The sequence below is a fragment of the Streptococcus sp. A25 genome, from assembly GCF_043674095.1.
Lineage (GTDB): Bacteria > Bacillota > Bacilli > Lactobacillales > Streptococcaceae > Streptococcus > Streptococcus suis_V.
Window position 1 is genome coordinate 101,021 of sequence record NZ_JBIMJO010000004.1, and the last position, 23,029, is coordinate 124,049.

General features: G+C 43.0%; 10 protein-coding genes and 2 pseudogenes. 11 read left to right on the forward strand and 1 reads right to left on the reverse strand.

All coding sequences use genetic code 11. From position 1 onward, the window contains the following. Positions 1-148 precede the first annotated feature (148 nt). The 9 genes and pseudogenes from secA to ACHBID_RS03000 all read left to right on the forward strand — a co-directional run bounded on the left by secA (position 149) and on the right by ACHBID_RS03000 (position 15,157). The gene (gene secA, locus ACHBID_RS02960) at positions 149-2,668 is read left to right on the forward strand and encodes a preprotein translocase subunit SecA (RefSeq protein ID WP_172008910.1); all 2,520 of its coding nucleotides are present in this window, start codon (positions 149-151) and stop codon (positions 2,666-2,668) included. 88 nt (positions 2,669-2,756) lie between these two features. Continuing rightward, positions 2,757-3,119 (forward strand): holo-ACP synthase, encoded by a 363-nt coding sequence (gene acpS, locus ACHBID_RS02965; protein ID WP_172095375.1) that lies wholly within the window; start codon positions 2,757-2,759, stop codon positions 3,117-3,119. Next, a complete protein-coding gene (gene alr / locus ACHBID_RS02970; RefSeq protein ID WP_394731635.1) occupies positions 3,109-4,215 on the forward strand; it encodes an alanine racemase in 1,107 nt (368 codons plus the stop codon). The genes acpS and alr overlap by 11 nt, the downstream gene beginning before the upstream one ends. Before the next feature lie 146 nt (positions 4,216-4,361). Continuing rightward, a complete protein-coding gene (gene nagA / locus ACHBID_RS02975) occupies positions 4,362-5,510 on the forward strand; it encodes an N-acetylglucosamine-6-phosphate deacetylase (RefSeq protein WP_394731636.1) in 1,149 nt (382 codons plus the stop codon). 103 nt (positions 5,511-5,613) lie between these two features. Then, a complete protein-coding gene (gene lacD / locus ACHBID_RS02980) occupies positions 5,614-6,615 on the forward strand; it encodes a tagatose-bisphosphate aldolase (protein ID WP_394731637.1) in 1,002 nt (333 codons plus the stop codon). 520 nt (positions 6,616-7,135) lie between these two features. After that, on the forward strand, positions 7,136-7,585 hold the full coding sequence (locus ACHBID_RS02985; RefSeq protein ID WP_172008902.1) for a pyridoxamine 5'-phosphate oxidase family protein: 450 nt from the start codon (positions 7,136-7,138) through the stop codon (positions 7,583-7,585). A gap of 76 nt (positions 7,586-7,661) precedes the next feature. Continuing rightward, positions 7,662-8,003 carry a metal-sulfur cluster assembly factor gene (locus ACHBID_RS02990; RefSeq protein WP_105122899.1) on the forward strand — a complete coding sequence of 114 codons (342 nt, stop codon included), beginning with the start codon at positions 7,662-7,664 and terminating at the stop codon, positions 8,001-8,003. A gap of 306 nt (positions 8,004-8,309) precedes the next feature. After that, positions 8,310-8,450 (forward strand): annotated as a pseudogene (locus ACHBID_RS02995) (IS30 family transposase); the annotation flags it as partial. A gap of 113 nt (positions 8,451-8,563) precedes the next feature. Beyond that, positions 8,564-15,157, forward strand: coding sequence for a ZmpA/ZmpB/ZmpC family metallo-endopeptidase (locus ACHBID_RS03000; protein WP_394731638.1), 6,594 nt, complete (start codon positions 8,564-8,566; stop codon positions 15,155-15,157). Here the strand turns inward: ACHBID_RS03000 and ACHBID_RS03005 are convergent. Next, the gene (locus ACHBID_RS03005) at positions 15,147-15,302 is read right to left on the reverse strand and encodes a hypothetical protein (RefSeq protein WP_172008899.1); all 156 of its coding nucleotides are present in this window, start codon (positions 15,300-15,302) and stop codon (positions 15,147-15,149) included. The two genes, ACHBID_RS03000 and ACHBID_RS03005, sit on opposite strands and share 11 nt — an antisense overlap. A gap of 314 nt (positions 15,303-15,616) precedes the next feature. On the opposite strand from ACHBID_RS03005, the pseudogene ACHBID_RS03010 reads away from it, so the two are divergent. Together ACHBID_RS03010 and ACHBID_RS03015 are read left to right on the forward strand one after the other, a co-directional pair. Continuing rightward, positions 15,617-15,826, forward strand: a pseudogene (locus ACHBID_RS03010) (IS481 family transposase); the annotation flags it as partial. 364 nt (positions 15,827-16,190) lie between these two features. After that, positions 16,191-23,029 (forward strand): MucBP domain-containing protein (locus ACHBID_RS03015; RefSeq protein ID WP_394731639.1); only part of this gene is annotated, 6,839 nt, incomplete at its 3' end.

Genomic DNA, 23,029 nt, shown 5'->3' on the forward strand with positions numbered 1-23,029 from the left:
ATATTATTGAACTATGTCATCTGGCCTGGAATTTTTAGGTTCTTGTCAAATGGTTGTCAGCTATTGATGGATGTAGCTTACCCAAAGACGGAAGGGTATCCTTGTGACAGGTCAGACAAGCAAAATCAAGTTAAGTAGGAAGTACAGAATGGTTAGAAATATGCTCCGCTCCATTATTGAAAATGATAAGGGTGAGCAAAGAAAATTAGAAAAAATGGCGGACAAGGTTTTCTCTTATGCAGATGCCATGGAAGCCTTGACGGATGAGCAGTTGCAGGCCAAGACGCAGGAGTTTAGGGACCGCCTTGCCAAAGGTGAAACCTTGGATGAACTCCTCTATGAAGCCTTTGCCGTTGTTCGTGAGGGTGCGCGTCGTGTCCTGGGTCTCTATCCTTATAAGGTTCAGGTCATGGGTGGTATCGTTCTCCACAATGGTGACGTTCCAGAGATGCGTACTGGTGAAGGGAAGACCTTGACGGCGACCATGCCGGTTTACCTCAACGCCCTGACAGGTGAAGGGGTACATGTAGTAACGGTCAATGAGTACCTTTCTACTCGTGATGCGACTGAGATGGGTGAGCTTTATTCATGGTTGGGTCTGTCGGTTGGGATCAACTTGGCAGCCAAATCACCTTTTGAAAAGCGTGAAGCCTATAACTGCGATATCACTTACTCCACCAACTCGGAGATTGGTTTCGACTACCTTCGTGATAATATGGTGGTGCGTGCAGAAGATATGGTACAGCGCCCGCTCAACTATGCCTTGGTCGATGAAGTTGACTCAATCCTGATTGACGAGGCCCGTACACCTTTGATCGTTTCAGGTCCTCAAGGCTCAGAAACCAACCAGCTCTATTTCTTGGCGGATAAGTTGGTCAAATCTTTGGATCGCGACGACTATATCATCGATGTACCGTCTAAAACTATTGGTTTGGCGGATTCAGGGATTGACAAGGCTGAGAAATTCTTCAAGCTGGACAACCTCTATGATATTGAGAACGTGGCTATTACCCACTTCTTGGACAATGCCCTCCGTGCCAACTATATCATGACCTACGATGTTGACTATCTGGTCAATGAAGAGCAGGAAGTCATGATCATCGATCCATTTACAGGTCGTACCATGGAAGGACGTCGCTATTCTGACGGTCTGCACCAGGCTATTGAAGCCAAAGAAGGTGTACCTGTCCAGAATGAATCCAAGACGTCTGCCTCTATCACCTATCAGAACCTCTTCCGTATGTATAAGAAATTGTCTGGTATGACGGGTACTGGTAAGACAGAAGAGGAAGAATTCCGAGAAATTTACAATATCCGCATCATTCCTATCCCAACCAACCGTCCAATTCAACGTATCGACCATGAAGACTTGCTCTATCCAAACTTGGAATACAAGTTTAATGCTGTAGTGCGTGATGTCAAAGAACGTTACCAAAAAGGTCAACCAGTTCTTGTCGGTACCGTTGCGGTTGAGACCTCTGACTTGATTTCTCAAAAATTGGTGGCTGCAGGGGTTCCGCACGAGGTTCTTAATGCTAAGAACCACTACCGTGAAGCCCAAATTATCATGAACGCTGGTCAGCGTGGTGCTGTTACTATTGCCACCAACATGGCCGGTCGTGGTACGGATATCAAGTTGGGCCCTGGTGTGCGTGAACTTGGCGGTCTTTGCGTTATCGGTACGGAGCGCCATGAGAGCCGCCGTATCGATAATCAGCTCCGCGGACGTTCCGGTCGTCAAGGGGATCCAGGTGAATCACAATTCTACCTATCCTTGGAAGATGATTTGATGAAACGCTTTGGTTCAGAGCGAATCAAGGCCTTCATGGAGCGGATGAACTTGTCTGAAGAAGAGTCTGTCATCAAGTCTGGCATGTTGACCCGTCAGGTTGAGGCGGCGCAGAAGCGTGTCGAAGGAAACAACTACGATTCTCGTAAACAGGTCCTTCAGTATGATGATGTTATGCGTGAACAGCGCGAGATTATCTACGGCCAACGCCATGATGTGATTACTGCTGAACGCGATTTGGGACCTGAAATTCGCTCTATGATTCAGCGGACAATTGAGCGCCTGATTGACTCCCATAAGAGCTTCAGTCGTGAAGAGGCCTTGGATTCAATTCTCAAATTTGCTCATGCCAATTTGGTTGACGAGGAAAGTTTGCGCCTATCTGATTTGGAAGATCTCAGCTATGGGGAAATTGCAGATGAATTGTACGACAGAGCCATTGCGGTTTATGATTCACAGATTGCCAAATTAAAAGATGAGGACCGTATTCGCGAGTTCCAAAAAGTCTTGATTTTGCGTGTAGTGGATAATAAATGGACAGATCATATCGATGCTCTGGATCAATTGCGAAATGCAGTTAGTCTGCGTGGTTATGCTCAGAACAATCCGATTGTCGAGTACCAGTCAGAAGCCTTTACCATGTTCAATGACATGATTGGTTCGATTGAGTTTGATGTGACGCGTTTGATGATGAAGGCTCAGATTCACGACAATATTGAACGTGAACGTGCAGCGCATGAGGCGCATACAACAGCAGTTAAGAATATCATCCCACCGACTCGTGCAGTTCCGAAAGAGGCCTTTGAGGGTGTCGATCGCAATGCACCATGTCCATGTGCTTCAGGGAAGAAATTTAAAAACTGTCACGGAAGACAGTAACAGCTTTTCGAATAGATAAAGAATAAACAGAACAGGAGCGTGGTGGGGCAGGAATGAGTAGCCTCCCCGCTCTATTTTTTAGGTGAAAATGATTATTGGTCACGGTATAGATTTACAGGAAATCGCAGCGATTGCGGCAGCAATGGAGGGCAAGCCCCGTTTTGTAGAAAAGGTGCTGACTGAATCAGAGAGAGAACGGTTTTCGAGCCTGTCTGGGCGCAGACAAGTTGAATTTTTGGCTGGTCGTTGGGCGGCAAAAGAAGCCTTTGTCAAGGCCCTGGGAACGGGGATTGGAAAAATCGGTTTTCAGGATTTGGAGATTTTGCCGGATGAGAAGGGGCGTCCAGTGGTCACAAAATCGCCTGTAGCCTGTAAAGTTTGGCTGAGTATCAGTCATTCAGGGAATTTTGTCCAGGCCAGTGTCATTTTGGAGGAAGAGGATGAAAGCTAGCATACATCGGCCCACAGTAGCTAAGGTGAAGGTGGGCAATATTGGTCACAACTTTGATAGGCTGACAGAGAATCTGCCAGCTCGAACGAAGAAGTTTGCGGTTGTTAAGGCCGGTGCCTATGGACATGGGGCTGTGGAAGTGGCGCGTGAATTGTCATCCAAGGCAGATGGCTTCTGTGTTTCCAATATGGACGAGGCCTTGGAGCTCCGCCAGGCCGGTCTGGAACATCCAATTTTGATTCTTGGTGTGGTCCCAATCGACTGCATTCCTCTGGCCCGCCAGACAAATATTAGTCTGACAGTGTCTAGTCTGGATTGGTGGCACTTGGTGCAGGAGGCAGGATTGGAACTGGACGGCCTGTCTGTCCATATCAAGGTGGATACAGGTATGGGGCGTCTGGGTTTTCGGAATGTTGAGGAAATCACTGAACTGATTGAAGAATTGGCAGCTGCTGATGTAGATTTTGAAGGTATCTTTACCCATTTTGCGGCTGCAGACCAGGCGGACGATTGCTATTATCAGGAACAGTTGCAAAATTTCCAGAGCATTCTGGACCAATTGACAAGCCTGCCGGATTTGATTCATGCTAGTAATTCTGCGGCCAGTATCTGGCATCCAGATGCTGTTTTCAATATGATTCGCCTGGGGGATGCTCTCTATGGCCTCAACCCAAGCGGTCGGGAGTTAGAACTGCCCTATGCTCTTCTGCCGGCCCTGAGATTGGAGTCCCAATTGGTACAGACGAAGCTCTTGGACGCGGGCCAAAAGATAGGTTATGGTATGACCTACGAGAGCCAGGGGGACGAGTATATCGGGACGGTGCCAATTGGCTATGCAGATGGCCTGTTGCGGGCTATGCAGGGATTCTCAGTTCTTGTTGATGGGCAGCCTTGTCCGATTGTTGGTCGTGTCTCCATGGATCAGATTACCATTCGTCTACCAAAACCTTATCCCCTGGGGACCAAGGTGACCTTGATTGGTCAGGATGGGGACCGAGAAATCACCGTCCAAGACTGGGCAGATTATGTGGGGACTATCAATTATGAGGTGGTTTGTCTGCTGTCTTCACGCATTTATCGACAATATATAGAATAGTTAGATGGGCTGGGAATATTCTCAGCTCTTTTTGCTTGTTGTAAAATTTGGGAAAGAATGACCGATTTTTCGGTTTCTACTTGACAAGTGAAGCATTATACAATATAATAACAAGTGGATATAACCAGTTTAATAGGAGGAATAGCATGCCAACCTATATTAAAGCAAAATCAATTATTCTTGCTGAACAAGAGATAGAAAACGCTTACTTAGAAATTACAGAAAACGGTCAGTTCGGTCAAATCTTGACAGAAGAGCCGACGGGCGGTCAAATCATTGACCATTCAGCTTATCACCTTGCACCGGGATTGGTCGATACGCATATTCACGGCTACGCTTCTCACGATGTCATGGACAATGACTTTGAGGGGATTAAGACTATTTCAGAAGGTCTGTTAGCTTGCGGTGTGACCTCTTGGCTTCCAACAACCCTGACAGATTCCACAGAAAATCTGGATGCAGTATGTGAAACCATTGGGAAATATGCTGGTGAGGAGACCGGTGCGAAAATTCAAGGAATCTTCCTCGAAGGACCATTTTTCACTGAAAAATACAAGGGTGCCCAAAATCCGAAATACATGAGTGATCCCTCTATTGAGAAATTGGACAAGTGGTACACTCTCTCCAATGGTCTGGTCAATAAGATTGCCATTGCGCCAGAGCGCGAGGGCGTTAAGGAATTTATCGAATTTGCCAATAGCAAGCAAATCCATACAGCGCTAGCGCATTCGGATGCGACTTTTGCACAAGCACAGGCAGCGGTTGATGCAGGTGCCAATATCTTTGTCCATGTCTACAACGGTATGAGCGGTCTTCATCATCGTGAACCGGGTATGGTGGGCGCTGCGCTTAGTCTCAAAGATGTCTACGCAGAAATGATCTGTGACGGCCATCATGTCCACCCTGCAGCAGCTGAAATTGTTGTCAAAGCCAGAGGAGCGCAGGAAACGGTCTTGATTACGGACTGTATGCGGGCTGGTGGTATGGGCGAGGGCGAGTCTCGTCTGGGTGAATTTGAAGTCGTGGTCAAAGACGGCACAGCTCGCCTCAAAGACAGCGGTAGCTTGGCTGGTTCTATCTTGGAGCTTATCCAAGCGGTGCAAAATGTGGTCGAGTGGGACTTGGTCAGCCTGCCTGATGCCTTGAGAATGGCCTCTCTTGTACCAGCACGGTCTGTCAACATTGACCATGTCTGCGGTCAAATCGCTCCAGGTCGCGCAGCAGATTTCATTGTCGTGGATGGTCAAGGTCAGCTCAAAGCGACCTATCTGGACGGTGTGAAGCGCTTCGGCTAAATTTCGTCATTTCGTTTATCTTTTATTATTTTGTTATTAATTTGTTAGGCGCTAGGCTAGCCTACTTAACTTTGTTTATCTCATTTTCCCAAGGAGGATTCTAATGACAAAACTACAACTTTCGCAAGCTAAGTTTGATCACATGACACGTTTGTCAAACAGTGATCAAGTCATTGCGGCTCTTGCTATTGACCAACGCGGTGCTTTGAAACGCCTTTTGGCGGCAGCTGCTGGTGGTGGTGAATTCGGCGACGATATTTTGATTGATTTCAAAAAAGTGATTTCAAGTGACCTGACACCTTATGCCAGCTCTATCCTTTTGGATGCAGAATATGGTGTACCTGCGTCAGAATTGCGCCATGCGGACTGTGGCTTTATCGCTGCCTATGAAAAAACAGGTTATGATGCCTCAACTCCGGGTCGTTTGCCAGATTTACTGCCAAACTGGTCAGCAAAACGGATCAAGGAATTGGGTGCAGATGCCGTGAAAATCTTGCTCTACTATGATGTGGATGACAAGCCAGAAATCAACGACATCAAACACGCTTGGGTTGAACGCATCGGTAGCGAGTGTTTGGCAGAAGATATTCCTTACTTCGTGGAAATCTTGACTTACGATGCCAGCGATATGGACGTTACTTCTCGCGAATATGCTGCCCTCAAACCGCACAAGGTCAACGGTGCTATGCGTGAATTCAGCAAGGCGCGCTATAACGCTGACGTTCTCAAGGTGGAAGTACCTGTCAACATGAACTTTGTGGAAGGCTACACAACAGAAGAGCCAGTCTACACTGCAGAAGAAGCAAAAGCCTACTTCAAAGAGCAGTCTGAAAGCACGCATTTGCCATATATCTACCTCAGTGCGGGTGTATCTGCAAAACTCTTCCAAGAAACGCTTGTTTTTGCCAAAGAGGCAGGTTCAGACTTCAACGGTGTTCTCTGCGGACGTGCAACTTGGAAAGATGCTGTGGCAATCTTTGCCAAAGAAGGTGAAGAGGCTGCTAAGGCATGGTTGGCAGACCAAGGTCGTCGTAACGTGGAAGAACTCAATGGAGTTCTAGCTACAACAGCCCGTCCTTGGAAAGAAAAAGTAGAAGTGAAATAATCGTGAATCACTAAGAGCCTGGGTTCAAGCCTAGGCTCGCTTTCTTTAGTTCGTGTTAACATCTTAGCGCAGGGTTGATTGGCTTTCACAGTTTGGGGAACTGAGAAAGGTGGGAAATTGGGATTGTGAAACAATCCCCAGCACTTCGTGTTTAAAGCTCCAAACCTATCTTAACGAATGATACGAACTCCGTTCGTTCAATTTCCAACCTCCAAAGGTTTCCCAAACCTTTCTGATGCGAACAATGTTCGCCTTATCTCCAAGCTCCAACAGTCACTACTCTGACTGTTGGAGCTGTGCGGGGTGGGTTAAAACGGTCTGGGGATAGACCGTTTTAGGTCAACAACAAGAAATAAAGACTTGTTGACGAATTCTTTTTAGCTTTGTCGAGTTGAGCCCACTCCCTTTTTAAGTGGTTGAAAGCTCTAAAAATCTCGATAGGATCACTAAGTTAGGCTTAACAATAAATCTGTTTTTTGCTATAATCAAGGTATAGAATCCGTTTTCAAGAGGTGTCATTATGGAACTAAAAGAAGTCATGCAATTGTTGGAAGAGATGAAGTTGGGGGTTTTTGCGAGCTTGGATCAAGATGGAAATCCGCATGCCCGTCACATTCATATCACAGCGGCCACTGAGGATGGGATTTTCTTCATGACCAGTCCCGAAACTCATTTTTATAAGCAATTAATGGGGGATCCGCGTCTCGCTTTGACAGCCATGTCAGAAGATGGTTATCTGCTTCAGGTCGTGCGGATTGAAGGCTTGGTTCGTCCGGTGGAAAATGATTATTTGAAGACCATTTTTGCGGACAATCCTTATTACCAGCATGTTTACAAGGATGAGGATAGCAATGACATGCAGGTCTTTCAATTGTATGAGGGGAAAGGCTTTTACCATAGTTTAACCCAGGGACATAAGTATGTCTTTTCAATTGGTAAGGGTGCATCTGGCACCATTCGGACCTTGTAAACTAGCCAAGAGGTGTAGATTTCTTCAAATTGTGGTAGAATAACAATTATATTATCTAAACAATGGGGGAAGACTTGTGAGAGAGGATATTAAACTCAACGAGAGAGCCGAGGTGCTGTCTGAGCAGCTAATTGCTGTTTTGGAAACCATTTATGATCCAGAAATTGAATTGGATATCTACAATCTTGGTTTGGTCTATGAAATCACTGTGGATGAGGCTGGTCTATGCAAGGTCATCATGACCTTCACGGATGCAGGTTGCTCCTGTGCAGATACCATGCCGGATGAATTGATTGCGGCTCTAAAAACCATTGACGGAATCGAAGATGCCCAGGTGGAAATCGTATGGTCGCCGGCCTGGAAAATGACCCGTATCAGCCGTTTGGGACGCATTACACTGGGGATTAGCCCAAGATAAAGGAAAAAAGTTGAAGATGGAGTGTCTTCAACTTTTCTTTGTACGACGGGCACGTCGTACATCTGAGGTGGAAGTCCTCTGTGGGGAGTCGCTACCGGTGAACCCGCTAGCGACTCCCAAGCCTGACTATCGTGAGGTAGTGGATTAAAACGGTCTGAGGAGAGACCGTTTTAAGTCTGACGCTAGAAACCAAGACCATCAGAGGAAGGGATAGCGACATCGTGGCACTACGAACAGAAACGTGATACAAAGGCGTATATAGCGGATAAGGTGGCAAAGAACACCAAAGTCCAAAAAGGTAGTCGTAGGCCTATCCGACGGTGGTTGCCGAAAGGAACCACAAAAACGACCCCGAAAGAAGTCGCTTTTATCGAAAATTGGATCAATAACTATCCCAAAAAATGTTTGGGCTACAAGTCACCGAGAGAATTTCTTATAGGTGGCTAACTCGGAATTGAAATTTGCCGTCCTTAAGATGAAAAATAAATAAACAAAAAAATTGTACGAACCATTATGAGACGATATAATTGTATGTATAATTAGCGATTATTGGAGAAAATATGAAAAACATTTTTAATGAAAAGCGAGAACGATTTGCTTTCCGTAAATTATCCATTGGACTTGTTTCTGCAACCCTAGCAAGTCTATTTTTTGTGACTTCTATTGCTACTGCCCCTTCAGTCAGTGCGCAGTCTATCAATTACACCTATGTGACCGAAGAAGAATTGACTGATGCGGAAAAAGAATTGATTATTCGCGACTTGCCAGGTTTGGTACAAGAAACGGATTCTACCTACTATTTGGTTTATCGTCCTGTAGTGTCTACAGGTTCTGATTCAAAAATCTTACCTGAAACAGGTGTATTGGAAAATAGTGCGATGGTTGTTGCAGGTCTATCTCTCCTGATTATTGCTGTAAAATTAGGCAAAAAAGGGAAGAAAGAATTTGCGGGAGTAATCATTCTTGCCGCAACGGGTGCAAGTTTCTTGGCACCGACAGGTTCAGCATTAACTAGCCATATTCTGGCTCAATTCAACCATGCGGTGGAACGTTCTGCAGGTCAGGCCTTGCCAGCGCCAGCTGAGATTGAAGGCTATGTTTATGTGGGCTATTTTAAAGATAGCAAGGCGGTAGAAGGGCTTCCAGCAGAGGAGGAGAAACCAGCTGATAATGGGAACCAAGAAATCGTAACCGAAGTTCCAAATACTGCTCCAAGTCATGAGCTACCAGCAGCTGATATTACTGAGAAGACTATCACAAAGATGGAAATCGTAGCCTTTGAGACTCAAACGGTTGAAAATCCAGCCTTGGCCGAGGGGACAGAAAAAATTGTTCAAGAAGGTCAAAATGGCGAGCGGACCATTACCATCAAGCAAACACTTGTAGACGGTCAGGTTCTGAAGGAAGAGGAAGTTTCATCCGAAATTACCAAAACTGCTACTCCAAAAATTATTGAAATTGGGACAAAGAAGTCTGAAGAGTCTATCGTAACTGGTCTTCCAGATACAGCACCAACGCACGAAAATCCAGCCTTGGAAGTTACAGAGAAAGGTGTTTCGCATACAGAATCGATTGCCTTTGAAACTGAGGAAGTCTATGATGATACTCTTCCAGATGGAACTAGATTGTCTGTGCAGTCTGGACAAGCAGGTCAAAAGACAATTGAAACCAAGCAAACATTTATCGGTGATGTCTTGGTGAAGTCTGAGGCTGTGTCCGAAGCGGTTAGCCAAGCTCCTGTTAATCAAATCGTAAAAATTGGTACAAAACCAATTACTGCTCTTCCAGATACAGCTCCGACGCATGAACTACCAGAAGTTGCCTTGACAGAAGATACGACGACCAACAGCGAGTCCATTCCCTTTGAAAGCCAAATTATCTATGATGCTACTCTGGCTGAGGGAACTCGAAATGTGGATCAAGTTGGGCAAGCCGGTGTTTGGATGACAATTACCAAGAATTACTATGCTGACGGTGTCTTGATCAAGTCTGAGCAGGTTTCAAGCTCGGTGACAAGCTCACCAGTAACTGAAATTGTTCGCATTGGTACAAAGAAAGCTGATACAGTCACAACTCAGACGGAATCAGCTACAAAAGTCATTCCATTTGAAATCAGCTACCAAGACGATGCGACCCTTCCAGTTGGTGAAGAAAAAATTATTACGGCTGGTCAAAATGGACTTGCTACTGTTACAACAACCTACACTCTTGTAAATGGTGTTCGCCAAGCAAATCCTACAGTGACTGAAAATGTAACGACTCAGCCTGTGACTCAAGTAGTTGCACGTGGTACGAAAGCTGTTACTCCAACTCCAGTTGAGGGAACAGAGGTTGTAAAAGAAACGGTTGACATCCCATTTGAAACCAAGACAAGGGATTCGTCTGACCTCTATGTTGGCGAAGAAAAGGTTGTTACCGAAGGTAAAAATGGTAGCAAAGACATCACAACAACCTATGTAACAATCGACGGTGTTCGCCAGCCAAATCCAACTGTGACAGAAAAAGTTACAGAAAAGCCAACGACCAAGGAAGTTCTCAAAGGTACCAAACCAATCGAAGGAACAGATTCAGTCACCGAAACCGTTGAAGTTCCATTTGAAACCAAGGTTACGGAATCTGCTGATTTGTATACCGATGAAGAACAAGTCGTTGTTGAAGGTAAGGCAGGAACGAAAGAAATTACCACCACCTACCAAACTATCAAAGGCGTTCGTCAACCTAATCCAACTGTGACAGAAAAAGTTACAGAAGAGCCAACGACCAAGGAAGTTCTCAAAGGTACCAAACCAATCGAAGGAACGGATTCAGTCACCGAAACCGTTGAAATACCATTTGAGACAGAATATGTAGACGATCCAACACTCTTGGTTGGTAAGACTAAAGTTGTGACCAACGGAGTAAATGGTTCTAAGACAGTAACTACAACATATCAAACCATTAAGGGTGTTCGTCAGGAAAATCCGACAGTTACCGAAGAAATTACCAAACAACCGGTAAATGAAGTGATTGCGCGTGGTACAAAAGTTGAGAAAGTACCACAAGTGATTATCACAGATTTGGTGGAAAATGATGACGCTAAATCAGCAACGGTCAGCTACAAGTTAACAGATGAAACATCTAATTTCCTCAGAGCAGTTGCACTCTTATATGACAATACAGGTGCTTTGGTTAAAGAGCAAGCTATTGACGATCCAAATGGTGAAATTACCTTAGAAAATCTTGAATTCTATACAGACTATACTGTGAAAACCAAGATCTTCTACACCCTAGATGAACAAGAACAAAGTTCCGAACAAGAAGCTATTCTTGAAAGCATGCGCAAATTTGATTTGGTCTACAAAAAGATTGAAATCAAGGATATTGATGTGGTGACTGTTTACCGTCGTAAGAATGGTAGCTACATCGGTCAAGAATTCTTGGAAGAGCTACCAACATCTACTGATGAATTATTCATTAAAGTTACTTCAGATCGCTTCAAAGAAGTCTATCTTCCAGTTTCTAGCATTGAAGAAACTACGTTAGATGGCAAAACAGTCTTCAAACTAGTTTCATCATTTGATGAATTAGTTCAAGATAAGGATGCCCAATACGTTGCCAACCGTGAATTCTACATTCCAAAAATGGCGACGGATGCCAATACCTATACATCCTTCAAAGCCTTGATCGACGCTATGAAAGCAAATCCAAGCGGTACCTTTAAACTAGGTGCACATTTGGACGCAAGTGAAGTCCCTGTTGGAGATATTCCATCTTATGTGACTGGATTTAGCGGTACTTTGGATGGAGTAAATGACGGCTATGCCTTCTCAATCAGTAATTTGAAAGCTCCACTTTTCTATAACCTCGGTGGTAAAGTTCAAAACTTGGACATCAAGAATGCCAGTCTAAATACAACGTCTAAGAACCCACTTGCGACAATTGCAATCAATGCCAACAATGCAACTATCACGAACGTAGCAGTAGAAGCGTCACTTAAAGGACCGCATAATGTCTCAGGCTTGATTCACTCAGCGTGGAATACAACCATCAAAGATGTTACCTTCAAAGGAAGCATCGAAACAACTGGTACAGACGGAAGTTTGACAGGTGGTATTTTAGGTAACGGTATGATGTCAAGTGTCGGCAATGCGAAAGTAGATGCAACGATTACTATTCCAGGTAATGCTAATCAGTTTGCAGGTGGTATCGTCGGTAGAACTATGCTCGTTTATGACGTACCAGGAAGTGTCTATAATTCTTATGCAACTGGTTCCATTGTGACAACTGAATCGGCAGCCATTGTCGGCGGCATTGCAGGTGCCAACCAAGTGACGGGTGCCTATGCTCCATATAGTGGTAATGTGAATAATGTTATCAGCGATATGACTGGTACGACAAGCATTATCGGTCAACCAGATAACCCAACTGGTAAGATTAAGGGCGGTTTCACAACAACAACTGATAGTTTGACCAATGTTACTGTTATCTCTGATGAAGATGCACAAGCCAAAGTAGAAGCAATGGGAATTCAAGCGACAATTGATGATTCTGTTTCGCTTAATCTCAATCAATATTCAGTAGATTATCTAACCGTGGATAAGGCTCAGGCTGACCATGAAATCGCCTACTACAACATGGAAAAAATCCTTCCATTCTACAACAAGGAACTCCTTGTATACTATGGAAACAAGATAGCTGTCGATGATAAGCTCAATACCGTTCGTCTCTTGGATGTTGTTCCGATGAAGGATGATGCCTTTGTGATGGATGCCTATACTGAGAAGGCAAACATCAACAAAATCATGCTTCATTATGCGGATGGTACCCTTGACTACAAGGCGGTTTCCTATAAAGAAGATTTCAAGAACAACCATGTAGTGGAGTATACCATTTCAGGAACAGACTTTATTTACACGCCAGAGTCCTTCTTGAATGATAGAAGCGCCCTTGTTACCGGCTTGGTAAGCAATCTGTCTGCTGTCACCCTAGATTCTGAAGCCATGAAGAAAGTAATCGGCTATCCAACAACATTGGATGCCAATACTCAAACAGGAACCATTAAAGATTTCTATTTTGCAGACAGCTATGAAAAAGTTATGGCAAACCTAGAAAGCAATGTTCGTAAATTGTTAGTTGCTAGTCTTAATGGCCAAGGCCAGGCTTCAGAGACCTATATCAAGGAAAAAATTCTTAATAATAAAGAAGCCTTTCTTCTAGGTTTGACTTACTTGAACCGCTGGTATGACATCAACTACGGAACTGTGAATACCAAGGAATTAACCATTTTCGAGCCAGATTTCTTTGGAAATGATGCCGCATCAGCACTGGATATGATCTTGGCAATCGGAAATGGTGGCTACGATGTTCTTCGGGCCCATAATAACGTAACCACTTTTGTGTCTGCAATGGCCAAACAAAACGCGAAGGCATCTGTCTTTGACCTGGTCGAGTCTTATCGTCAACTTTTCATGCCAAACTTGACAGATAATGAATGGTTTAAACAAACCACAAAAGCCTATATCGTTGAAAGTAAATCACAGGTAGCAGAAGCAGCCAAGCAAGATGCGGCAGAAAAACACAGCAAGTATGCTCTTGCAGTCTATGACCGCATCACCAATCCAAACTGGGCTTACCGTCAAATGCTCTTGCCACTCTTGACCCTGCCACAGGAAGACATTTTCATCATTAGTAATCTGAATACCATGGCAATCGGTTCGTATGAGCATTATGTTGAAGACTATTCAACAACAGAAAACCGTGATAAGGTTCGTCAGATGGTTGATTTGGCAGCTGAACGCCAACGTGACAATGCCGATTTCTGGTATAAGATTCTTGACGAGACCAACCGTGACAAACTCTTTGGTAGTCTTCTTAACAATGAAGGCTATATGATGTTCGGTCCTGATGGTAAGAAAGCCTACCGTAATTTGACTGCGGAAGTTGATGCTATCCAAGACTTCTACGGTCCGATTAACAAGTGGTATCGTGAACATTCATCTATTAAAACTGCATATGCAGACGGAAAAGAAACTTACTATATCACCTATGATATGCTCGGTGATTATGGAACGACACTTTATAGCCATGAAATGGTCCACAATCAGGATGGCTCTACCTATCTCCATGGCTATGGTCGTCGTATCGGTCAGGGAATGGAAGTTTATGCAGATGGATTGCTACAAAACGTTTCCTCGCTGGATAAGATGATTCTTGGTTTCAATGCCTTCTTCACAGATGATGTAGTCAACCGTGTCCATGTGGCTGATCCGGTGGAACGATTTAGCAATGAAGCGGACTTCAATGCTTACTTCCATAACCAATTTGATGCCCTTTACTTGTTGGATTACTTGGAAGGTATGGCTATTCTTGGAAAATCTGACGATTTGAAGAAAGATTGGCTCCGTAAGATTGACAACTACTATATTCAAACCAATGGTGTCAACACACATGCTGGAAATAATGCACGTGAGCTGACCGATGCAGAAGTAGCTTCCTTGAAAACTTTCGAGGATTTGATTGATAACAGTATCATTGATTACCGTCAATATTTCGGCCCTTCTGGTGGTGCCAAGACCTTGACCAAAGAATGGTCACGTAATGGTTACCACAGTGTGCCAATGTTTGCAGCCAACTATTCTGCGCTTTCAAACCCATATGGCTCACCGGGAGATATCATGTTCCGTCGTATGGCCTTTGAATTGATTGCAGCTAAGGGCTATACAGAAGGCTTTATCCCTTATGCATCTGGTCAATTGTCTGACTATGCTATGAGCCAAGGCTCAACCATTTACGATACTTGGAACAAGAAAGATACAGGTCTGATTACTGATACGCACGTCTTGAACCAAGTCTTTAAGGGTCAATTTACAACATGGGAAGAATTCAAGAAAGCCATGTTTGCGGAGCGTGTTGAAAAAGCAGAAGCAGGAAAACTCAAGCCATTTACCATGCAGTATGAACTAGGTGTTGCTAACTCTACAAAAGAAGTGACAGTAACGACCTATGCCCAACTCCAAACTTTGATGGAGGAGGCAATGGAGGCAGACACAAATGGACGAATTTTCTATTCAACCAATAACGTCAACCTCAGTCGTGTGCATGCTCTTAAGGTAAAAGTTTATCAGGCTCTGATGAACATAACGGATGACTTCAAGACGTCGATTTTTAACCCATAATCATAAACAAGTTGGTCTTGTGCCAACTTGTTTTTAGTACGACGGGCATGTCGTACATCTGAGGTGAAAGTCCTCTGCGGGCACCCGCTACCGGTGAACCCAATAGCGACTCCCAAGCCTGACTATCGTAACCGCCCCATAACAAGGTATCTATTCAATCATTTCTTGCCTAGACTATCATCTAAAACGACATGCGTTAAAAGTTAGTTGAACCGCCGTGTGCCGAACGGCACGCACGGTGGTGTGAGAGGGACTAGTCTTAGTCCCTACTCGATTGATTTTTTAGCAAAATTCACACCAAAATCACATCATTACTTTTTGAGGTTTCGATAAAGGTATGACTCCCTTAGAATTTAGGGAAGCATACCTTTTTAAAGTACAAACATTTTTAACTATTCATTTTATCTGGGGATAGACACAAGCGTTCTCTCTTTTTTGATATATATGACCTGTACACGTTCATCACAAGTTCATCTGCTAGATGTACTCTGTTAGAAGCTTGGCATAGAGCACAGAATCATTCGACCTCAGAATCCGAAACATAATGGCAATGCTGAACACAGACATCGAGATGACAAACGCCGCTTCTATCAGCATGTAACCTTCTATTCCTATGATGATTCTATCAAGCAGATTCAGTGCTTTCTTTACTGCTCCAATCGACTCCCCCATTCAGACTTTAGTCTAGATATCTTTTATCGCGATCAGCAAATTTCTACTAGTAATATAGCTGAATATTTAGATTGCTTGAAAATGGCATTTTAAGCCTCGCTTCATTGACAATGGTGCCGTGGTAATTAGTAACATTTCTTGCTTCGATTACCATTTTGTTTGGTGAAGAGCAGTCACTATATTAAATAAGTGTGTAACCTTTTTTTAACAACAAGTTGGATGTTATATGAAAAAATTAGGTAAATTCGAGTGTGTATTGGAGTATTCTCCTTGCTTTTTAAGGAGGAATAGGGTATAATTACAGCATTTGAAACAGTAGCTTAATTCATTGTTTCATAGAAAATTTGGAGGGCATTTCATAATGAAACGCAAGAAATCATTCGACTGGTATGGAGCGAGACAACGTTTCTCAATTCGTACTTATCATTTCGGTGCGGCGAGTGTTTTGCTAGGTTTGACATTGGCAACTGGCGCTCAAGCTGTACAAGCAGAAGAGCTTGTTGCTGACACTACTGTCACAAGTAGCATTCAAAGTCCAGCGACAACCGACACGACACCAGCACTTACGACGGAAACTGTTACGCCAGCTGAGCGGACAGCAACTATCAATTACGTGGTTAACTATGTCTTGGAAGACGGCACACTTGTCAACGCTGGTGTGAAAACAGCTACCGTTACGACGACAGAAGCAGTTGCATCAACTAGCGTTGAAGTAGCAGTCGAAGTACCTGCTGGTTATGAGTTGGCGCAAGGTCAAGCGACAACTGTAACCCAAGTTGTTACCGAGGGCGCTGAAAATCTTGTTACTGTTCAATTGGTTAAAAAAGCTGAAGTAGCAGCTCCAACAACAGAAGCACCTGCAACGACAACTGAAGCTGCAACTGAAACACCAGCTGACGCTACAGAAGTAGCAGCACCTGTGACTGCTGAAGAAGCGAAAGTTGTCCTTGAGCAAGTTACTTCAGAAGCAGAGGTATTGGCTAACGAAGCAGAACGTCTTGTGGCGGCATCCGATAGTGACAACACTGCATTGAAAGCAGCTGCTGCAGCGACTAAATTAACTGTAACAGAAGCGACTACAGTCTTGAACGATTCAGTAGCAACTCTTGTACAAGTAAACGCTCAGATCGATGCAGTACGCACAAACGTTGAAGCCTTGGCCTTGGAATTGCGTAAGTATTATCCAAATGGTGACATTGTAGCCTTGATGAATACAACAACTTCAGCTACAACTACGACTTCACTTGATGTTACTAATCCAAATTCAGTTGCTTATGCGCAACAAGGTGTTTGGGAAATACCAGATCCAGTAAAAGCAGCAAATTCAGGTCTGCCAGTAGCTGATCAACCCGCTACTATTCAAGAAGCTGATAAAAACTATCCAGCAGGTTATTCAGGTGACCAAGATGCCAATCGTGATACTTTCTTGATCTATAATCTTGATACCATAAATGGTTATGGCGATGGTAATAACTTCAATGACTGGGTAGGCAAAAACTACTATATCACTTTCTCAGTTTCAACCGATAAGGCTGAGCGTGAAGCGAATGATGTCGTTTATGCAAAATTGGTAGAAAAAACAGCCAACGGAGATAACGTTGTTAATACTATTCAATTGAAACCTGGCGTAAAAAACAACTTTGATGAATTGAAAGTTCTTGAAGGAAATAAAGAACACAATACTACTTATAGTTTTCTTTACACTGTTCAAACAACAGGAGGAACTACTCGTAATCTTTCGATTTCTAACACAAATGGTACTAATCAAAATACACATCTATATAACAAATTAGAAACAGCTAAGGTAGGAACTAAATATAATAGCTCAGCTGCGCTTGTACCAGGTACAACGACACAAACAACAACTTACTATGTAAAAGAAAATGCAGATACTGATCGTCCACGAGAAATGCTAGCTAAGTATACTCAAAAAGATGGTTTGGCTGGTGATAAGTTCCACATAGCTGGTCCAATTGACTTTAATAACTATGAATTAATTTCTTCAGAACTTCCAACGGTAACATCAGGAATTTTAGCGTCAGATTATACTAAAGGAGCTCAGTGGGTTGTTCTTCGTGGAAATTATAACGAAGCTCGTTTATTAACAATTACTGATGAAGATGGTTCTCTTCAGTATCAAATGTATATGCTAGATCCACAAAACCCAAATTGGGCAAACTTCTACAAAAATAACATGGAAAAAGCTACTATTGCTGATTTAAAAGATTATTTCAAACTAATGTTTACGTCAGAAGTTATTGCTCCGGGTAATAAAAATACAAAAGAAGGATTATTTGAAGAGAAGTTCTATGAAGCTAATAAGTTAGTTCTTGAAAATACAATCGTTCAAGTATTAGACAAAAACGGAGATGTTTTAGGTACTTTAAGTGATGATAAAACAACGATAAACGTTCCGAATGGGAAAAATATCTCTGTAGCTAAAGCAACTGATACTATGGTAACAGATGTTAACGGGGATCTTTATACGGTTAATCATCTTAAAGTTTATAAAACAGATGCAGATGGTAACTATGTTGATGCAGCTGGTAATATCTTGACACCACTTAAATGGCATGTTGATGCTCCGCAGAGAAAAGTAAATGGTAAAGATGAGATTTTCCCTGGATACGGAACAGAAACTCCATTTACTACAGACACTATTAGAGTTGAAACAGGTCCTTGGGACAAGGCTAATATGAATGAAGCTCCTGAATCTGTTTGGTATTATGGTTGGAACTACCACACAGCTTCGGACGAAACTCGTTTAACTGATAGTGAAGCAGGAAAAACAGCTTGGGATGTTGGTGGACTTGAAATGAGTATGCCAAACAACAACCTGAAGAATGAACAACACGTACGTTACTGGTATGCTGAAAAAGGTGGCGTTGAAGTTCATTACGTAACATCAGATGGTACAGTTCTTACAGACTTTACTGCTAAAGATGGTTCTGCAGTTGCTGATAAAAATGTTATTGTAGATCATGGCGATACAAATTCAGCTTACGATACAACATCAGTTCGTTACGAAAGTATCACTGCTGCTGACGGTACAGTTTACTACTACAAAGAAATTGATACCACAGCTGCAAACCTTCACCCAGTTGTAGATGACACCACTGACACAGACTATCGTGCAAATGAGAAAATTGATGCAGAAACTGGAACAATTAAAACAGATACGGTTAAACAATTAACTTATGTCTACGAAAAAGCTGGTAGTGTAATTGTAAACTACATCACTGAAGATGGTACTCCACTTTCAGGTACAACAAATACTGGAGCTACAACAGCAAGCACAGTTGATGATACCAAAGATGGTAAACCAGGTTCTACATACGATACAACTGACTTGAAACCAACAACGATCACTACTTCTGACGGTAAAACTTATGAGTTGGTTCCAGCATCTACAGTTGGTGATGAAACTGGTACTGTAGAAGCAGGTGTAACTAAAGAAGTAACTTATGTCTACAAAGAAGTTAAAGGTGACGTTATTGTTCATTACGTTGACCAAGATGGTAATCCAATCTCAGGTACAACAGATGCAGGTACAACAACAGCAAGCACAGTAACAGATACACCAGAAAGCTCAACAGGTACTCCATACGATACAACAGACCTTAAACCAAACACCATCACAACAGCTGATGGTAAAGTTTACCGCCTTGTTCCAGCAGCGACACAGGGTAACGAAAAAGGTGACGTTGTTGTCGGAACAACAGAGATTACTTATGTTTATGAGTTGGTTGAAGGTGATGTTATTGTTCATTACGTTGATACTGAAGGCAACACAATTGCATCTGATGTAACGGATACACCAACGTCTGACACAGGTACAGACTACGATACAACTGATAACAAACCAGAAAAAATCGTTAACGACGAAACTGGAGATGTCTACTACTACAAAGAAGTTAAAGCTGGTGATAACGAAACTGGTAAAGTTGTAGAAGGTACAACTGAAGTTACTTACATCTACGAAAAAGCTGGTAGCGTTAATGTTAACTATGTAGATACAGATGGTAACCCACTAATTGCCCCAGTTGCGGATGTGACGGATGGTAAACCAGGTTCAGACTATGACACTCTTGTTGATAACAAACCTGAAACAATTGCTACTGCAGATGGCAAATTGTATCGCCTTGTTCCAGCAGGAACTTACAACGTAGGTACAGTTTCAGATGATAACAACTTGACAGCAGCTGGCAACGGTACTGCAACAGGTGTTGATTCAGTAACAGGTACAGTTGAAGCAGGTACAACAAAAGAAATCACTTACGTTTACGAAGAAGTGAAAGGTGACGTTGTAGTTGAGTACTACGATACAGATGGTAATGTCATCGCTACAACTGTAGTTGATACACCAACATCATCAACAGGTACACCATACAACACCTTGGATCAAAAACCAGCAACAATCACAGCAGCAGACGGTACAGTTTACTACTACAAAGAAGTGAAATCAACTTCAGCAGCTGAAGATGGTACTGTTGTAGAAGGTACAACAACTGTTCAGTACGTTTATGAAAAAGCTGGATCTGTTAACGTTAACTATGTAGACACAGATGGTAACCCAATTCAAGCACCAGTAGCAGATGAAACAAACGAAAAAGCTGGAACAGAGTACAGCACAACAGACAACAAGCCATCAACTATCACAACAGAAGATGGTAAAACTTATCGTCTAGTTGAAAAAGAAAAAGCAGGTGATTTCCCAGTTGGTACAGTTTCAGAATCAGGAAACTTGACTGCAGCTGGTAACGGTACTGCAACAGGTGTTGATTCAGAAACAGGTACAGTTGTAGCTGGTACAACAAAAGAAATCACTTACGTTTACGAAGAAGTTAAAGGTAGCGTTGTTGTCAACTACATCACAACTGACGGTACAGTGATCAAGCAACCAGTTGAAGATACACCATCTACATCAACAGGTACACCGTACGACACAACAGACCACAAACCAACTACAATTACAACAGAAGACGGTAAGACATACCGTATCGTGCCAACTCTTACAAAAGGTAACGAGACTGGTGACGTTGTAGAAGGTACAACATCAATCACTTACGTATACGAAGAAGTGAAAGGTGACGTTGTAGTTGAGTACTACGATACAGAAGGTAACTTGATTTCAGGTCTATCTGACTCAGGTGAAGCTGTCGATACTAAAGAGGTTGATACCCCATCAACATCAACAGGTACAGCATACAACACTGATGAAGACCACAAACCAAACACCATCACAACAGCAGACGGTACAGTTTACTACTACAAAGAAGTGAAAGACACTTCAGCTTCAACAACAGGTAAAGTTGTAGAAGGTACAACAACTGTTCAATACGTTTACGAAAAAGCTGGAAATGTTATCGTTCACTACATCACAGAAGATGGAACAGTGATCAAGGCTACTGTAACAGATGAAGAAAACGCTGAACCAGGTAAGTCTTACACAACAACAGATAACAAACCAACTGAGATTGTTACAGAAGATGGTTCACGTTATGTCTTGATCCCATCTAAGACAATTGGTTCTGAAACAGGTACAGTTGAAGGTGGTAAGACAACTGAGATCACTTATGTGTATAAGAAAGTCGCTACCTGGATTCCACAAATTCCAGGTGTACCAGCAGGAGAAGAACCAAAAGTTCCATATCCATTCGATCCTGAGAATCCAGATAAGCCAATTGATCCAACAACACCTTACCCAGACGGTGAAGTTCCATCAATTCCACATGTTCCAGGCTACACACCAATAGATCCGAAGACCAACGAACCATTGAAACCAGTTGATCCAACAGATCCAAGCAAGGGCTATGTGCCACCAACTCCAGACGAGTCAGGTATCGACACACCAATCCCTTATGTTCAAAATGGTAACGTTGTGGTGAACTATGTGACTGAAGATGGTACAGAAATTAAGAAACCTGTTAAAGACGAAACAGATGCTCCAGCAGGCAAGTCTTATGACACAACAGATAACAAACCAACTGAGATTGTTACAGAAGATGGTTCACGTTATGTCTTGATCCCATCTAAGACAATTGGTTCTGAAACAGGTACAGTTGAAGGTGGTAAGACAACTGAGATCACTTATGTGTATAAGAAAGTCGCTACCTGGATTCCACAAATTCCAGGTGTACCAGCAGGAGAAGAACCAAAAGTTCCATATCCATTCGATCCTGAGAATCCAGATAAGCCAATTGATCCAACAACACCTTACCCAGACGGTGAAGTTCCATCTATTCCACATGTTCCAGGCTACACACCAATAGATCCGAAGACCAACGAACCATTGAAACCAGTTGATCCAACAGATCCAAGCAAGGGCTATGTGCCACCAACTCCAGACGAGTCAGGTATCGACACACCAATCCCTTATGTTCAAAATGGTAACGTTGTGGTGAACTATGTGACTGAAGATGGTACAGAAATTAAGAAACCTGTTAAAGACGAAACAGATGCTCCAGCAGGCAAGTCTTATGACACAACAGATAACAAACCAACTGAGATTGTTACAGAAGATGGTTCACGTTATGTCTTGATCCCATCTAAGACAATTGGTTCTGAAACAGGTACAGTTGAAGGTGGTAAGACAACAGAAATCACTTATGTGTACAAGAAAGTCGCTAACTGGATCCCTGAAATTCCTGCTACACCAGAGAATCCAACTCCAGTTAACCCAGTGATCCCTTATCCATTCGACCCAACGAACCCAGATAAGCCAATCGATCCAACATCACCTTACCCAGATGGTGAAGTTCCGTCAATTCCACATGTACCAGGTTTCACACCAGTAGATCCTAAGGACAACACTCCATTGACACCGGTAGATCCAGAAGATCCATCTAAGGGTTATGTACCACCAACTCCAGACGAGTCAGGTAAGGATACACCAATCCCTTACGTACAAAACGGTAATGTTGTTGTTAACTATGTGACGGAAGATGGTACGCCTATTAAGACACCTGTTAACGATGAAACAAACGCTCCAGCAGGTAAGTCATATGACACAACAGATAACAAACCAACTGAGATTATTGGCGAAGATGGTTCACGTTATGTCTTGATTCCATCTAAGACAATTGGTTCTGAAACAGGTACTGTTGAAGGTGGTAAGACAACTGAAATCACTTATGTGTACAAGAAAGTCGCTAACTGGATCCCTGAAATTCCTGCTACACCAGAGAATCCAACTCCAGT

Excerpts from the sequence above, each read along its gene's own strand:
- secA (WP_172008910.1), top strand. The coding sequence starts at position 149 with ATGGTTAGAAATATGCTCCGCTCCATTATTGAAAATGATAAGGGTGAG.
- acpS (WP_172095375.1), top strand. The coding sequence starts at position 2,757 with ATGATTATTGGTCACGGTATAGATTTACAGGAAATCGCAGCGATTGCG.
- alr (WP_394731635.1), top strand. The coding sequence starts at position 3,109 with ATGAAAGCTAGCATACATCGGCCCACAGTAGCTAAGGTGAAGGTGGGC.
- nagA (WP_394731636.1), top strand. The coding sequence starts at position 4,362 with ATGCCAACCTATATTAAAGCAAAATCAATTATTCTTGCTGAACAAGAG.
- lacD (WP_394731637.1), top strand. The coding sequence starts at position 5,614 with ATGACAAAACTACAACTTTCGCAAGCTAAGTTTGATCACATGACACGT.
- ACHBID_RS02985 (WP_172008902.1), top strand. The coding sequence starts at position 7,136 with ATGGAACTAAAAGAAGTCATGCAATTGTTGGAAGAGATGAAGTTGGGG.
- ACHBID_RS03000 (WP_394731638.1), top strand. The coding sequence starts at position 8,564 with ATGAAAAACATTTTTAATGAAAAGCGAGAACGATTTGCTTTCCGTAAA.